At 43.6% G+C, this 15179-nt stretch carries 14 protein-coding genes; 13 read left to right on the forward strand and 1 reads right to left on the reverse strand.

Going from position 1 to position 15179, the window contains the following annotated elements:
• Nucleotides 1–1783 precede the first annotated feature (1783 nt).
• The 6 genes from DW036_RS26240 (at nucleotide 1784) to mdh (ending at nucleotide 7943) form a co-directional block, all read left to right on the forward strand.
• Nucleotides 1784–1837, forward strand: coding sequence for a hypothetical protein (locus DW036_RS26240; RefSeq protein WP_118422048.1), 54 nt, complete (start codon nucleotides 1784–1786; stop codon nucleotides 1835–1837).
• 1208 nt (nucleotides 1838–3045) lie between these two features.
• Nucleotides 3046–4233 (forward strand): Wzz/FepE/Etk N-terminal domain-containing protein, encoded by a 1188-nt coding sequence (locus DW036_RS09170; RefSeq protein WP_118463447.1) that lies wholly within the window; start codon nucleotides 3046–3048, stop codon nucleotides 4231–4233.
• A complete protein-coding gene (locus tag DW036_RS09175; protein WP_118463450.1) occupies nucleotides 4226–5884 on the forward strand; it encodes an ABC transporter ATP-binding protein in 1659 nt (552 codons plus the stop codon). Before DW036_RS09170 ends, DW036_RS09175 begins: the two co-directional genes overlap by 8 nt.
• Before the next feature lie 5 nt (nucleotides 5885–5889).
• Nucleotides 5890–6753, forward strand: a complete 864-nt coding sequence (locus DW036_RS09180) for a hypothetical protein (RefSeq protein WP_118463453.1) — start codon at nucleotides 5890–5892, stop codon at nucleotides 6751–6753.
• Entirely contained in the window at nucleotides 6741–6881 is a 141-nt protein-coding gene (locus tag DW036_RS25935; protein ID WP_158585953.1) for a hypothetical protein, read from the forward strand. The genes DW036_RS09180 and DW036_RS25935 overlap by 13 nt, the downstream gene beginning before the upstream one ends.
• Nucleotides 6882–7001: 120 nt before the next feature.
• The gene (gene mdh / locus DW036_RS09185) at nucleotides 7002–7943 is read left to right on the forward strand and encodes a malate dehydrogenase (RefSeq protein WP_022391862.1); all 942 of its coding nucleotides are present in this window, start codon (nucleotides 7002–7004) and stop codon (nucleotides 7941–7943) included.
• Between the two features lie 107 nt (nucleotides 7944–8050).
• On the opposite strand, the gene DW036_RS09190 is transcribed toward mdh, so the two are convergent.
• Nucleotides 8051–8920, reverse strand: coding sequence for an NAD kinase (locus DW036_RS09190; RefSeq protein ID WP_007210069.1), 870 nt, complete (start codon nucleotides 8918–8920; stop codon nucleotides 8051–8053).
• A 104-nt stretch (nucleotides 8921–9024) separates the two neighbouring features.
• On the opposite strand from DW036_RS09190, the gene DW036_RS09195 reads away from it, so the two are divergent.
• The 7 genes from DW036_RS09195 (at nucleotide 9025) to recG (ending at nucleotide 15106) form a co-directional block, all read left to right on the forward strand.
• Nucleotides 9025–9738, forward strand: coding sequence for a pyridoxine 5'-phosphate synthase (locus DW036_RS09195; RefSeq protein ID WP_118464262.1), 714 nt, complete (start codon nucleotides 9025–9027; stop codon nucleotides 9736–9738).
• Complete coding sequence (locus tag DW036_RS09200; RefSeq protein ID WP_022391859.1) at nucleotides 9738–10454, forward strand: MotA/TolQ/ExbB proton channel family protein; 717 nt, start codon at nucleotides 9738–9740, stop codon at nucleotides 10452–10454. The genes DW036_RS09195 and DW036_RS09200 overlap by 1 nt, the downstream gene beginning before the upstream one ends.
• Before the next feature lie 74 nt (nucleotides 10455–10528).
• A complete protein-coding gene (locus DW036_RS09205) occupies nucleotides 10529–10903 on the forward strand; it encodes a biopolymer transporter ExbD (RefSeq protein WP_118221140.1) in 375 nt (124 codons plus the stop codon).
• A 50-nt stretch (nucleotides 10904–10953) separates the two neighbouring features.
• Complete coding sequence (locus tag DW036_RS09210; RefSeq protein WP_187374586.1) at nucleotides 10954–11781, forward strand: TonB family protein; 828 nt, start codon at nucleotides 10954–10956, stop codon at nucleotides 11779–11781.
• A gap of 14 nt (nucleotides 11782–11795) precedes the next feature.
• Nucleotides 11796–12344 carry a DJ-1 family glyoxalase III gene (locus tag DW036_RS09215; RefSeq protein ID WP_044266135.1) on the forward strand — a complete coding sequence of 183 codons (549 nt, stop codon included), beginning with the start codon at nucleotides 11796–11798 and terminating at the stop codon, nucleotides 12342–12344.
• 3 nt (nucleotides 12345–12347) lie between these two features.
• A complete protein-coding gene (locus DW036_RS09220; protein ID WP_118221142.1) occupies nucleotides 12348–13022 on the forward strand; it encodes a 2-C-methyl-D-erythritol 4-phosphate cytidylyltransferase in 675 nt (224 codons plus the stop codon).
• Nucleotides 13010–15106 (forward strand): ATP-dependent DNA helicase RecG, encoded by a 2097-nt coding sequence (recG, locus tag DW036_RS09225; protein WP_118463459.1) that lies wholly within the window; start codon nucleotides 13010–13012, stop codon nucleotides 15104–15106. The genes DW036_RS09220 and recG overlap by 13 nt, the downstream gene beginning before the upstream one ends.
• Nucleotides 15107–15179: the final 73 nt, after the last annotated feature.

Consider the following 15179-nt stretch of genomic DNA (forward strand, 5'->3'; position numbering starts at 1 on the left):
AACAATTTAAATTTTATGATTATGAAAGTAGAAAAGGAAATGAAGTATGAAGCCCCAGAAGTGGAGGTTTTAGAGGTAGAAGTAGAATTGGGATTTGCAGCATCGCCTGAAAAGCCTGAAATACCTGAATGGTAACTAGAACTAATAACTAAATGTTTTATTAATCAAATAATTAAGATGAAAACAAGGTATATCTTAGCTTCTTTAAGTTTAGTGGGTTTGTTTGCTTCTTGCCAGAATGAGGAATTCGTGGCTGAACAAACAAGCAATGTGTTAAAAGGGCGCCCTACAGTGAATTTGACTTTAGAGAAAGGCGTAAATACCCGTTTGGTTGTAGGTGATAATGATGCTGTTGGATACAATAGTACTGATGAATTAGGTGCTGTTATTGTAGATGGGCAGACTCTATGGTCAATAAAAGCTGGTCATGTTGGGAATAATAAATTCTATTATGACGAAACATCAGGTAAGTTTGTAACTAAGGGAACGACTGCTATTGGTTCTTGGGTGTTCTATACACAATATAGTAGTGATATGACAACTCAAAGAGATGCTATCACCTATTCATTTAAGCAAATTCAGGAAGGCGATGCAACTTCAACAGCTTCTACGGCAACAGGCGTGGATTTCTTTGTATCACCGATAGTTCAGTTGGATGGATATGAAGGAGAGGATTTAGCTTTTTCTGTTCAAACACCATCTATCAATACTCGTGCTGTAATTGATTTGGCTTTTGATGCAAGTTTGGATGTTACAGAAGTGCAAAAGATTGTTGTGGCAGCAAAGAGTGCTGGAGGTAGTCCAACTCAATTTATCCTCAAGGGAAAGATTGATAATACGAAATTGAAGGTAGCTGATGTAAGGAGCACAACTTTAGTAGGTGCCGATAAAACTGCTAATGAGGTAATTTTAGAAGCAGCTCAGGAAATGTCTAATGTAGGTGCGTATAATGCAGCAACTCTTGAGAGTGATTTTTCTTCAATTGTAGAAGCTCAAGGCGTAGCAAATGACCAAGCAACATTCTTAGCTCTGGATTGTATTAGTCATGACGAAAATGCGACAGCAATGCCTGTAATCAATAATGAATTTAAGAGCATTATGCTGTTACCTGCAGATAAATATAAGAGCTTGACACTGTATGTGTATACAAACAAGGGAATCTATAAAAAAGAAATTAAGAATCCTACACCTGAAAACGAGCAGGCAGTAGATGCTGATTTTTGGTTGAGACGCGGTCATCGTGTAAACTTGGCTAATATTACAAAATCAGCTAGTGCTGTTACAGAGAAGTTGTCTATAAAAGAAGCTAATCTCATTGAAAACTCGGTAGCTGCTACTGAAACAGATGGTACTGTTGTTTTGAAAACTGCTGACCTGATTGCTGCGATCAATGCTATTCAAACAGATGGTGATGTAGAAATTAATGTTATTGGCGATGCTAATCATCAGACGATTATCAATAAAGCTGTGATGGATGCATTAACTGAGGTAAAAAATGCAAAACCGAATGTTCAATTAATATTTAGTACGCCAATGAATATTGAGGGTACTAGTGATGCAGCTGCTCCGCTTGATTTGCATGACATTACTTTTGAAGAAGGGGCTACTTTAACGGCGGGCTATGCTGTGGTCAATTCAGATATAAATATTCCTGCAACAAAGAATATAACAGTCACTGCAAATACTACATTGACATTTGCAGAAGCAGCTAATGAAAATCTCTCTTATGTTTATACTGGCCTTGTAAATAAGGGTACTGTTAATGTAGGAGCCAGCATCTCTATTGGTACTATTACTAATCTTGGAGTTATTTCTATTGATGAAGAAAAAGCGTTGACAACAACGGCAGATGTAATCAATAATGGTATTGTCACAAATAATGGTACTTGGAACATTAAGGGTAATACAGAAAATACAGTTACGGATGCATCCGCTGCAACGATCAATAACTTTGGTATCATTAATATAAAAGGAGCCACTGCTAATAGCAATATTATTAATAATGGTAAGCAAACAACATCAGGCGCTACTATTACTGCTGAAGGAAAAGGCATAATCAATGTAATGGAAACGTTTGCTAATAAGGGAATAATTAACAATTATAAGTCTTCAGTTATTTTAGTTAAGACTGGTGATGCCGCTTCTTCTGTACTGAACAATGAAAGTACGGCAACTATCAACAACTATGGTGATTTGTATTGTAATGAAGGTAGCAATACTATTAATAATGTCGGTAGCATATATGCAGAGCCCAATTCTACTACTTATATTACTACCAATACGGATGATGCTAGTTCTGACTATACTACAACTAATACGGCCAATATGGGAGAAATTTTCTTGAATGCACGTAATAGTGACGTAAGTGTAACTACAGTTGCTAAGAAGGGATATATTTCATTCGCTGTTCCATCTTCTGTGAGTAAAATAGACGCGCAATCTGGTGATAAATTCAACAAAGTTTATCTGAAAGGTAAATGTGAAGTAGCAAGTCCTGCTGTTAAATATGTTGTAGCAGATGCTGGAACAGATGAAGTTATTTTGACGAATAGCCAATATGCAGAGCTGACATTTAATACAGATGCTACTATTTATGCTGATCCTGTAACGAAGGTGAAAGTTGGTAAACTATCTGTTGCAAAAGATGTGAGAGTAAAACTTCCGACAGAGAATGCTATGGGAGTATATGAAGTTGATTTTACGACTACTACTCTTACAGATAAATGCAAGACAAGTGCAGAAATCGAGAATAAGGGTACTATTTTAGTTGGTGGTAATTTCTGGAGCTCATTGTCGCTACCTAGTTCTGGTACATTTGCTTCCGGTGATGGTAATACTAGTGCATTCCACTGGGGTGAAGTAAGTTGGAATTAAATTGAAACTCTTTCGATATATTATCGAATAATCAATAAGCTACCCGTCATTGACTAAATGTATCAATGACGGGTTTCTTAATTTGTATGGTAAAAGATAATATCCTCGAATATTTATGTCTGGAAAACTCTATAGACTATTGACGATATTTTTTATATACATGATTCTATAATGAATAATAGTACTATAAATACGGAAAATGTGGAACTGTTCTCTCAAGGGCAGGAGGTAGATCTACTGGGAATAATCAAGAAAATTTTCAACTTCCGAAAACTGTTACTTAAGGCCTGCTGTATCGGAGCTATTCTGGGAATAATTATGGTTTTCAGCATTCCTAAGGAATATACGGCAAATACACTTATTGCCCCGGAAGGTTATCGTAGAAGTTCCTCTTCGGGTATAAGCGCATTGGCTGATATGGCAGATATAGATATAAGTTCTTCTTCTTCTTCTTCTGCTACTGAACGGGATGCTATTTATCCGTCCTTATATCCTTCTATTGTCAGTTCAACACCGTTTCTTATTCAGCTTTTTGATATTAAAGTACATGAGCAGAAAGACAGCACTATAATGCCTCTTTCCCGATACCTGAAAGAACGTCAGAAGAGACCATGGTGGAGTGTCATTACATTGGCACCATCCAAGCTGATAGGCTGGACAATTTCTCTGTTCAAGGATATATCGGACGAAAACAGAGAAAAAACAAAGACTAAAATAGACCCTTTTTGGCTAACCCGTGAGGAGGCAGGTATGGCTGGGGTCATTTCTTCCAGAATTAATATTGAGGTGGACAAAAAGAAAAAGACCATAAAAATATTTGTGACCATGCAGGATCCGCTGGTTGCAGCTACGGTGGCTGATAACGTGCGGGCACGACTGAAGGAATACATAACAGAATATAGGACAAGTAAGGCACGTCGATTGTTGGAATATGCGGAAAAGCTTCGCAAAGAGGCACAGAGTCTATATTATGAAGCTCAGAAAAGATATACCCGATATGCAGATGGCAATCAGGGACTGGTAAAACTGACTTCGCGTGCCGAGCAGGCGAGGTTACGGAATGAAATGGATCTGGCTCAAGCTACCTACAATCAGACGGAACAACAAGTACAAATCGCTAAAGCAAAGGTAGAGAAAGAGACTCCCGTCTATGCAGTAATCCAGCCTGTACAGGTTCCACTTAGTCCCTCGAAACCCCGAAAAATAGTAATCCTTGCGGGATGTATCTTTTTGGCAGGCGCAGGAAGCATTAGCTGGATTTTGTTTGCGAAAGACTTTGTGGAAGGCTTTTTAAGAGATATACGAAGAAAAAGAAAGACATCGGAAGACGAATATAATCAAATGGTAGCTGATGATTAAAGAAATAATTCAGTTGTTACCTGAGGGGCAACGCAAGCGGGGTATATGGGTGGCTTTCTCGGTATTGTTGCGCGCTATCCTTGATTTTGCAGGAGTTGCAGCACTGATACCGATATTGCTGGTAGTGGTAAAACAAGATGGCGGACGGGGCATGATGCTGGCATTGTGTGGTGCTGTGTTGCTGTTTGTATTGTTGAAGAATGCCTTGGTGGTATTCTTGGCACGTGTACAAAGTCGTTACCAATTGGAGATATACCGGGAATTCAGCAGACGGATGTTTGCCAATTATTACCATCGCGGATTGCTTTTCCTGAAAGGGAAGAGCAGTGTACAACTGGGGCATGAAGTAAACTATGTTTGCTATATGTTCAGTTCATGTGTATTGGCTCCGGTCTTTCGCATGGCGGGAGAGGCAGTGCTGGTGCTGCTGATGGTGACGGCGCTTGTCGTCTGGGAACCGCTTGCCGGATTTTTGCTTTGTGCGTCTTTTCTGCCTCTGGTCGGTCTGTATGTGGGTCTGGTACGGAGACGCCTGCGCCGTTATGGCATGGAAGAATTGGCAGCACGTCGCAAGCAGAGCCGCACGGTGGTGGAAGCTTACCGCGGATATGCAGAATTGGAAATTGCCCGGGCCTTCCATACCTCGCTTGCTTCTTTCGACCAGGGAATGGAGTTTATTGTTCACAATCGTCTACGAATGGAAGTGTACCAGCTTTTTCCGTCTTTCCTCTCGGAAGTAGCTGTAGTGGCCGGATTGGCTTTATTGATTGGCACCGGAAGTGGTGACCTGGGATTGGTAAGTGGCGTGTTTGCGGTAGCAGCTTTCAGGCTGATACCTGCCGTGAGAGCCGTGTTGAACAGTTGGGTGACACTTCAAAATGCTTCGCATACTATAACAGTGGTGGAAGAAGGCATAGCTGTTGTGAACGATGAACTACAAGAAAGCCTGTCAAGTGAGCTTCCTTTTGATTTCAAGCATACCCTTGAATTGCGCGGGTTGGAGTTCGCATTTCCCGATGGACATACACTTTTCAGTGGTTTAGATCTGGTTGTCAGTCGTGGTGAACGTATCGGTATACGCGGAGCAAGCGGTTCGGGAAAATCGACTCTCTTTAACCTGATGCTTGGGTTCTTCCCACCTACATCCGGTGAGATACTTATAGATGGTAGGAAGCTGACCTCTGCCAATCGAAGTGAGTGGCATAAACTGGTGGGATATGTACCGCAGGAGATATTTATTATTGAAGGGACGCTTGCTAATAATATAGCACTTGGGCAATCGCAAGTTGACCTTACAAAGGTGATGCAGGTTCTGGAACAAGTGCAACTGAAGGAATGGGCAGATGAATTGCCACAAGGATTGGACACCCCGTTGGGTGAATATGGCAGCCGATTGTCCGGTGGTCAGAAACAAAGAATTGGTATTGCACGGGTACTTTACAAGGAAGCTGAAGTACTGTTCTTTGATGAAGCCACTTCTGCTCTGGATAACAAGACGGAACAGGAAATCAATCATGCTTTAGAAATGCTTTCACGACAGCATCGTGAACTGACATTAATTGTCATAGCCCACCGTGAAAGCTCGTTGTCCTTTTGTGACCGAATATTCGATCTGGACACATGTGATATAATATATAACAATAAGGAATAAAAGAAATGGAACAGGATTATTTAATAGCCGGACATTGTATCCGCGTGGAAGGGGATAGATTGGTACAAAGGATAGAAGCATTACCCGGCTTTTCGGTCTTTAAAACTAAATCCGGTAGCGAACCGCTTTGCCGGTTTATAGCAACTCACAACCAGGCGCCGGCGTTTGAACAAGTGTACTATCGTAGTGAAATAGACGGCATTGTCAGCCGTTTTGGACGTTATACCGACGGGTATGTTTTTGATATGACCTTCCCGGATGTTAAACCATTGAGTATGTGGATGACACAAGATGCCCGTATTACTTATTTTACGGGTAACTTTGCTTCTATATTACTACGCTTTGCCTGCTGGATTGCGTATGGAGTGGCTGCGGTTCCTCTCGGAACAGTGGCTATTCATACCAGTACCATTTGCTATCAAGGTAAAGCTGTGCTCTTTCTGGGAGAGAGTGGTACAGGAAAAAGTACGCACACCCGTTTGTGGCGCGAAAACATAGATGGGGCTGTTCTGCTGAATGATGATAGTCCTATTCTTCGCATCATAGACGGGAAACCATGGGTATATGGTAGCCCATGGAGTGGAAAGACACCTTGTTATAAGAGTGAGAGTTATCCGTTAGCAGCCTGTGTACGATTGTCGCAAGCTCCGTTTAATAAAATGGAACGGCTAAATGTAGCTCAGGGTTATGGAGCTTTACACCCTTCATGTCCTCCTTGTTTTGCCTATGATGATGCATTGTATGACTCTATCAGTGGGACTTTGAGTAAACTACTTTCAACCGTACCGGTTTATCATCTGTCTTGTCTTCCTGATGCGGCGGCGGCTCGTCTTTCTTGTGAAACTATTTTCGGAGCATGCGAAAAATAACGGTATCCAATGACTTTTTTACCGGAGTGGCTGAGGCTTTAAAACAAGGGCAAACTGTGAAACTTTTGATTGATGGGAAGGGTGGCATTGGCTACGTTTTTTATGTCGTTGGTTTTGCCTGCCTTTAAGATGTTGCACATCGGATAGAGTATTTAACTAAAATTATTACGGAAAAATTTCCTTAATTACGAATGTCGTTGTACTTTTGTCGCAACTTTATTACACATATAAACAAAAAATTGAAGATTATGTCAAAAGTAACCGTAGTAGGTGCAGGTAACGTAGGTGCTACATGCGCTAATGTGTTGGCCTTTAATGAAGTGGCTGACGAAGTGGTAATGCTGGATGTTAAAGAAGGCGTTTCAGAAGGTAAGGCAATGGATATGATGCAGACTGCTCAATTGTTGGGTTTTGATACCACCATTGTAGGCTGTACCAATGACTATGAGAAGACTGCCAATTCTGACGTTATCGTTATCACATCAGGTATTCCCCGTAAGCCGGGTATGACTCGTGAAGAGTTGATCGGTGTAAATGCCGGTATCGTGAAAACAGTTGCTGAAAATGCATTGAAATATTCTCCCAACGCTATTCTTGTAGTTATTTCTAATCCGATGGATACAATGACTTATCTGGCATTGAAATCTCTGGGTCTTCCTAAGAACCGTGTTATCGGTATGGGGGGTGCTTTGGATAGCTCTCGTTTCAAATACTTCCTGTCTCAGGCTTTGGGTTGCAATGCAAACGAAGTAGAAGGTATGGTAATCGGTGGTCATGGTGATACAACTATGATTCCTTTGGCTCGCTTGGCTACATACAAAGGACAGCCGGTTAGCACTCTGTTGAGCGAAGAAAAATTGAACGAAGTTGTTGCTTCTACTATGGTAGGTGGTGCAACTCTGACTAAGTTGCTGGGTACTTCTGCATGGTATGCACCGGGTGCAGCAGGAGCTTATGTAGTTGAGTCTATTATCCACAACCAGAAGAAGATGATTCCTTGCTCTGTATTGCTGGAAGGTGAATATGGTGAATCTGATCTTTGTATCGGTGTTCCCGTTATCCTGGGCAAAAACGGTATTGAAAAAATCGTTGCATTGGAACTGACTGCTGACGAAAAAGAAAAATTTGCTGCCAGCGCTAAGGCTGTTCACGGAACTAACGCTGCATTGAAAGAAGTAGGTGCTCTCTAATTGGGAAAACCTTTTTCATAAATAAATTAATAGGGGTTGATTCCATCAAGAATCAACCCCTTAATTTTGCTATATATTCAATCTCAGAAGTAGTCTGATAATGATATTTATCTTACATCCGCCCCCCACATCAATTTATTGCGAAGCGTATCAAAGAACACATGATTGAAGCGCTTGATTACCTTAATGCTGTAATCAGCCCGTGAGATTCGCAGACGGGTTGTTTCTTTGCAGGATTCACTACGACCGTCGATGGCAACCAGGAAACTGTGGCTACGGCTTTCTACGTCAAGAGTGATTTCCCAATCATCACAAATAACGATAGGTCGGACATTCAGACTATGCGGAGCCACCGGAGTGATAGCAATCGTTTTGCTATGGGGCACGATAACCGGACCACCGACACTCAGCGAATAAGCCGTGGAACCGGTAGGGGTGGATACCACTAATCCGTCAGCCTGATAAGTGGTGAGATGGGCACCGTTGATAGCAGTATGAATGCTGATCATTGAAGAACTATCGCGTTTCAATACAGCAATTTCATTGAGTGCATAAGGCGATTCCATCAATTTTTTGTCATCACAATATAATTGCAACACGCTACGTTCTTCCACCTTGTAGTGGTTATTATAAATCTCATCGAAAGTCTCTTCCATCTCTTCCGGAGAAATGTCTGCCAGGAAACCGAGGCGGCCGGTATTGATACCCAGAATGGGGATATTCTTTTTGCCTACCCGGCTGGCTGCTTTCAGGAACGTACCGTCGCCCCCGATACTGATGACCATATCTGCTGTAAAATCGTCTCCATCGAAGAGTTCGGCGGAAGCGATAGTCATGTGCAGGTCGGAAGTCAGGAAGTTATAGAACTCCCTGCAAATGCAAAGCTGGGCATTACGCCGCTCCAACAAGCGGAATAAAGTTTCCGCATGTGTTGATTTTTTTGCTTGGTAAGTATTTCCAAATATGGCAAATTTCATCGTCTGTACTTTCTTAATGAAATGCAAATATGGTGTTTTTTTCTCAGAACGCTGCCAATGTATCGCTATTATTTGTACATTTGCGGCAAACTATGATCCGAATTATGACTAGATTAAGTGTAAACATAAACAAGATTGCGACGTTGCGTAATGCGCGTGGAGGGGATGTCCCTAATGTGGTGAAAGTAGCACTGGATTGTGAAAGCTTTGGTGCGGAAGGAATTACCGTACATCCACGCCCTGATGAACGTCATATACGCCAGAGGGATGTGTATGATCTTCGCCCGTTGCTTCGTACTGAATTTAATATCGAAGGATATCCTGCCCCCGAATTTATTGATCTGGTATTGAAAGTGAAGCCGCATCAGGTGACTCTGGTTCCGGATAGTCCGACTCAGCTGACTTCTAATGCTGGTTGGGATACCAAGCAGAATCTGGAATTTCTGACTGAAGTGCTCGATACATTTAATGATGCAGGCATCCGTACTTCCGTATTTGTATCGACGGATGCGGAGATGATAGAGTATGCTGCCAAAGCTGGTGCCGACCGGGTGGAACTCTATACCGAACCCTATGCGACCGCTTATCCGCAGAATAAGGAAGCCGCCGTTGCTCCTTTTGTAGAAGCCGCTAAAGTGGCACGTAGTCTGGGGCTGGGTTTGAATGCCGGACATGACCTGAGTTTGGTGAATCTGAATTATTTATATCAAAACATTCCATGGATGGATGAAGTCTCTATCGGACACTCGCTGATAAGCGATGCTCTGTATCTGGGATTGGAACGTACCATTCAGGAATATAAAAACTGTCTTCGTTGATGAATGCAATGTTGTTATTAGCCCAAGTGGCTCCGGCGCTGACCGATTCTATTGCGGGCGCCAATCCGGTATTAACTCCGGTAGCTGGTCCTGAAGAGATGAACTTATGGAGCATGGCTGTCAAGGGTGGTTGGATTATGATCGTTCTTGGATTGCTGTCCATCCTTTGTTTCTACATCTTGTTCGAACGCAACTATGTGATCAGGAAAGCCGGCAAAGAGGACCCGATGTTCATGGATAAAATAAAGGATTATATCCTGGATGGAGAAATAAAAGCTGCCATAGCTTATTGCCGCAGCGTAAATACTCCGGCTGCCCGTATGATAGAGAAAGGTATCAGCCGTTTGGGACGTCCGGTGAATGATGTGCAGGCTGCCATTGAGAATGTGGGAAACATTGAGGTAGCGAAACTGGAGAAAGGATTGACGATTATGGCAACCATCTCCGGAGGTGCGCCGATGATTGGTTTCCTCGGTACGGTGACCGGTATGGTGCGTGCTTTCTACGAAATGGCCAATGCGGGTAACAACATCGATATTACATTGCTTTCGGGCGGTATCTACGAGGCTATGATCACTACGGTAGGTGGTTTGATCGTGGGTATTATTGCGATGTTTGCCTATAACTACCTCGTGACTCTGGTAGACGGCGTGGTGAATAAGATGGAGGCTAAAACCATGGCATTCATGGACCTCTTGAATGAACCCGCTTCCTAAGTAATTGATAATTAGTAATTAATAATTAAATAAGCGTGCTACAACGTAGAGCTAAAATATCGCCCAATTTCAGTATGGCATCCATGACGGACGTCATCTTCCTGTTGCTGATTTTCTTTATGATCACGTCTACGGTTGTTTCGCCGAACGCTATCAAGGTGTTGCTTCCGCAGGGAAAACAGCAGACGTCGGCTAAGCCCTTGACGCGGGTTGTTATCGATAAGGACCTGAATTTTTACGCGGCGTTTGGAAATGATAAGGAGCAGGCGATTTCTTTGGAAGAATTGACTCCTTTCCTGCAATCGTGCGCTGCGAAAGAACCGGAAATGTATGTGGCGCTTTATGCTGATGAAGCTGTGCCTTACAGGGAAATCGTGAAAGTGCTGAATATTGCCAATGAGAATAAGTTCAAGATGGTGTTGGCTACACGCCCGCCTGAAGGGAAATAAATGTACGATGGGTAAATTGTACATTGTAAATGGTTAAATAGTAAATGGCAATGGTGGATCCGAAGAAGAAAGGCAAATATATAGGAATGGTAGGTGCGCTGCTGGTACATGTAGCGTTCATTCTCCTGTTGATACTGGTTGGCTTCGCTTTGCCGGAGCAGCAGGATGAAGACGGTATGCCGGTAATGCTGGGTGAGGTGCCCAATGCATTTGGAAGTGCTGATCCCTCCCTGGTGAAAGTGGATGTGATGCCTGAGACTGTTGCCCCTAAAGTGCAGGAGACGGTAGAGCAGGAGATGCTTACCCAGGAGGATGAAGAAACCGTTGTTATCAAGCCCAAAGCGAAACCTAAAAAGGAAGAAGTAAAGAAGAAGCCGGAAAAACCGGAGAAAACGGAAGCCGAGAAAGCGGAAGAAGCCCGGAAGTTGGCGGAAGCTAAAGCCGAACGGGAACGCAGGGAAGCGGAAGAGGCTGCCCGTAAGAGGGTGGCAGGTGCCTTCGGAAAAGGAGCACAAATGGGAAGCAAAGGTACGACTGAGGGAGCAGGTATCCAGGGAAGTCCCACCGGAAATGCGCCGGAAGGTGCGTCGAGCGGAACGGGAGGTTACGGAACTTTTGACCTCGGCGGACGTTCTATAGGACAAGGAGGTTTGCCGCGTCCGGCATATAATGTGCAGGATGAAGGGATTGTGGTGGTTTCCATTACTGTAAATCCGGCAGGACATGTTATTGCTACCAGTATTGACAGGAAGACCAATACTATAAATTCTGCCTTGCGGAAGGCGGCTGAAGATGCTGCTAAGAAAGCGCGTTTCAATGCTGTAAGCGGTTTGAATAACCAGACAGGAACGATAACATATTACTTTAAACTAAAATAATAAGGAGAACAATTATGGGTACAGTTTATGTTTTTTTTGCAGACGGATTTGAAGAAGTGGAAGCTTTCACCTCTGTGGATGTAATGAGACGTGCAGGGCTGAACGTGGAAATGATAACGGTGACTCCCGATGAGATAGTAACAGGTGCACATGATGTACCGGTGCTTTGCGATAAGAATGTAGTGAACTGTGATTTCTATGACGCAGATTTAGTTCTTTTACCCGGTGGAATGCCCGGAGCTGCTACTTTGGAGAAGTGCCCGGAACTTCGGAAACTGGTCTTGGATTTTGCTGAAAAGAATAAACCGATTGCTGCCATTTGTGCCGCTCCTATGATATTGGGTAAGCTTGGCTTGCTGAAAGGCCGCAAGGCAACTTGCTATCCCGGCTTCGAACAATACTTGGAAGGTGCTGAATGTACAGGTGCTCCGGTGGAAAGAGACGGTAACATCATTACCGGAAAAGGACCGGGTGCTGCGATGGAATTTGCTCTGACGGTTGTAGATATGATGCTCGGAAAAGAGAAGGTACAGGAACTGAAAGAGGCAATGTGCGTTAATTGATTTATGGTTCAGTATGCTCTGATAGTTGCCGGTGGTAAGGGGTTGCGCATGGGAGGCGAACTTCCCAAACAGTTTCTGCCTATAGGTGGAAAACCTGTCTTGATGCGTACTTTGGAAGCCTTTTATGCCTACAATCCGGAGATACATATAATATTAGTGCTCCCGCATAGCCAGCAGTCTTATTGGACAGAGCTATGTGCGGAGCATTCTTTTTCTTTGCCGCATACAGTGGCGGACGGAGGTGAAACCCGCTTCCATTCGGTAAAGAATGGATTGGCTTATGTTACTACTCCGGGATTGGTTGGTGTCCATGATGGGGTACGCCCGTTTGTTTCCCGGGAAGTCATAGCCCGTTGTTATGAATTGGCTGCCGAAAAAAAAGCGGTGATTCCCGTGATAGATGTGGTAGAGACTGTACGTCATCTCAAAGGAGAAGAAAGCGTGACCGTCAGCCGGGATGAGTATAAATTGGTACAGACTCCCCAGGTGTTTGATGCCGATTTACTGAAACAGGCCTATGAACAACCTTATACTTCTTTCTTTACGGACGATGCTTCGGTAGTGGAAGCGATGGGAGTATCTGTATACCTCGCGGCAGGTAATCGGGAAAACATTAAAATTACGACTCCCTTTGATTTGAAAATAGCCGCTGCTTTGTTGGATTCATGTTTGATTTAGCTTCTCGTGACATAAAATACCTGTCGGGTGTAGGGCCGCAACGTGCCTCAGTGCTCAATAAGGAATTGAATATCTATTCCCTTCACGACTTATTGTATTATTTCCCCTATAAATATGTAGACCGTAGCCGTATCTATTATATCCATGAGATAGACGGTACGATGCCTTATATTCAGCTGAAAGGTGAAATCCTGGGCTTTGAGACGATTGGAGAAGGCAGGCAGCGCCGTCTGATTGCCCATTTCTCGGATGGTACGGGGATTGTGGATTTAGTCTGGTTTCAGGGAATTAAATTTCTCGTCGGTAAGTATAAGGTACATCAGGAATATATTGTATTTGGTAAACCCAGCGTCTTCAACGGACGGATCAACATTGCTCATCCGGATATCGATAATGCTTCGGAACTGAAGCTCTCGACAATGGGATTGCAACCTTATTATAATACAACGGAGAAAATGAAGCGGAGTTCCCTCAATTCTCATGCAATTGAGAAGATGATGAGTGCCGTAGTGCAGCAACTCCGCGAACCGCTGCCCGAAACGCTTTCTCCCGCTATATTGACAGAGCATCATTTGATGCCGCTGACGGAAGCCTTGATGAATATTCATTTTCCGGCAAATCCGGAACTGCTTCGTAAAGCGCAATATCGCTTGAAGTTTGAAGAACTTTTTTATGTACAGTTGAATATTCTCCGCTATGCCAAAGATAGGCAACGGAAATATCGTGGATATGTATTTGAAACGGTAGGAGAGATATTCAATACTTTCTATGCCAAGAATCTGCCTTTCGAACTGACAGGTGCCCAGAAGCGTGTACTGAAAGAAATACGCCGGGATGTGGGTAGCGGTAAACAAATGAACCGTCTGTTGCAGGGGGATGTAGGTAGTGGAAAAACGCTGGTGGCACTGATGAGTATGCTGATGGCGTTGGATAACGGGTATCAGGCTTGTATGATGGCGCCTACTGAAATCCTGGCTAACCAGCATTTTGAAACAATCCGCGAGTTATTGTACGGAATGGATATACGTGTGGAATTACTGACCGGTTCTGTGAAAGGAAAAAAGCGGGAAGCCATTCTCACCGGTCTGTTAACAGGAGATGTACGAATATTGATCGGTACGCATGCCGTGATAGAAGATACCGTGAATTTCTCTTCACTGGGGCTGGTCGTGATAGATGAACAGCACCGTTTCGGTGTGGCACAACGCGCACGTTTATGGACTAAGAATGCACAGCCCCCCCATGTGCTAGTCATGACAGCTACCCCTATTCCGCGTACGCTGGCCATGACATTATACGGTGATCTCGATGTCTCCGTCATTGATGAACTGCCGCCGGGACGTAAACCTATTGTGACCATTCATAAATATGATGCGCACCGTGTGAGCTTGTACCAATCCGTTCATAGACAGATTGCAGAGGGCAGACAGGTATATATTGTATATCCTTTGATTAAGGAAAGTGAGAAAATCGACTTGAAGAACCTGGAAGAAGGCTACCTTCATATTTGTGAGGAATTCCCGGATTGTAAAGTCTGCAAAGTGCATGGCAAGATGAAAGCGGCAGAGAAAGATGCACAGATGCAGCTTTTTGTTTCGGGCGAAGCACAGATAATGGTAGCGACTACTGTGATTGAGGTAGGCGTAAATGTACCGAATGCTTCCGTGATGATTATTGAGAATGCAGAGCGCTTCGGTTTGTCGCAACTCCATCAGTTGCGTGGTCGTGTAGGTCGTGGAGCAGAACAGTCTTATTGTATTTTAGTGACCGGATACAAGTTGGTCGAGGAAACCCGCAAGCGTCTGGAAATTATGGTGCGGACAAATGACGGCTTTGAAATTGCCGAAGCTGATCTGAAGCTCCGCGGTCCCGGTGATTTGGAAGGTACACAGCAAAGCGGTATTGCCTTCGATCTGAAGATTGCCGATATAGCGCGCGATGGACAACTGCTGCAATATGTGCGCAACATTGCCGAAGAAGTGGTGGATGCTGATCCTATTGGCATCCGTCCGGAGAATGAAATCCTGTGGCGCCAGCTAAAAGCACTTCGGAAAACTAACGTTAACTGGGCTTCCATTAGTTGAATAACGGTTAAACATACACTTTATTTACATTTTTATGTTGTAAAACATATTGGCTCTTATCTTTCCGATATAC

The organism is Bacteroides sp. AF39-11AC (assembly GCF_003474285.1).
Classification (GTDB): domain Bacteria; phylum Bacteroidota; class Bacteroidia; order Bacteroidales; family Bacteroidaceae; genus Bacteroides.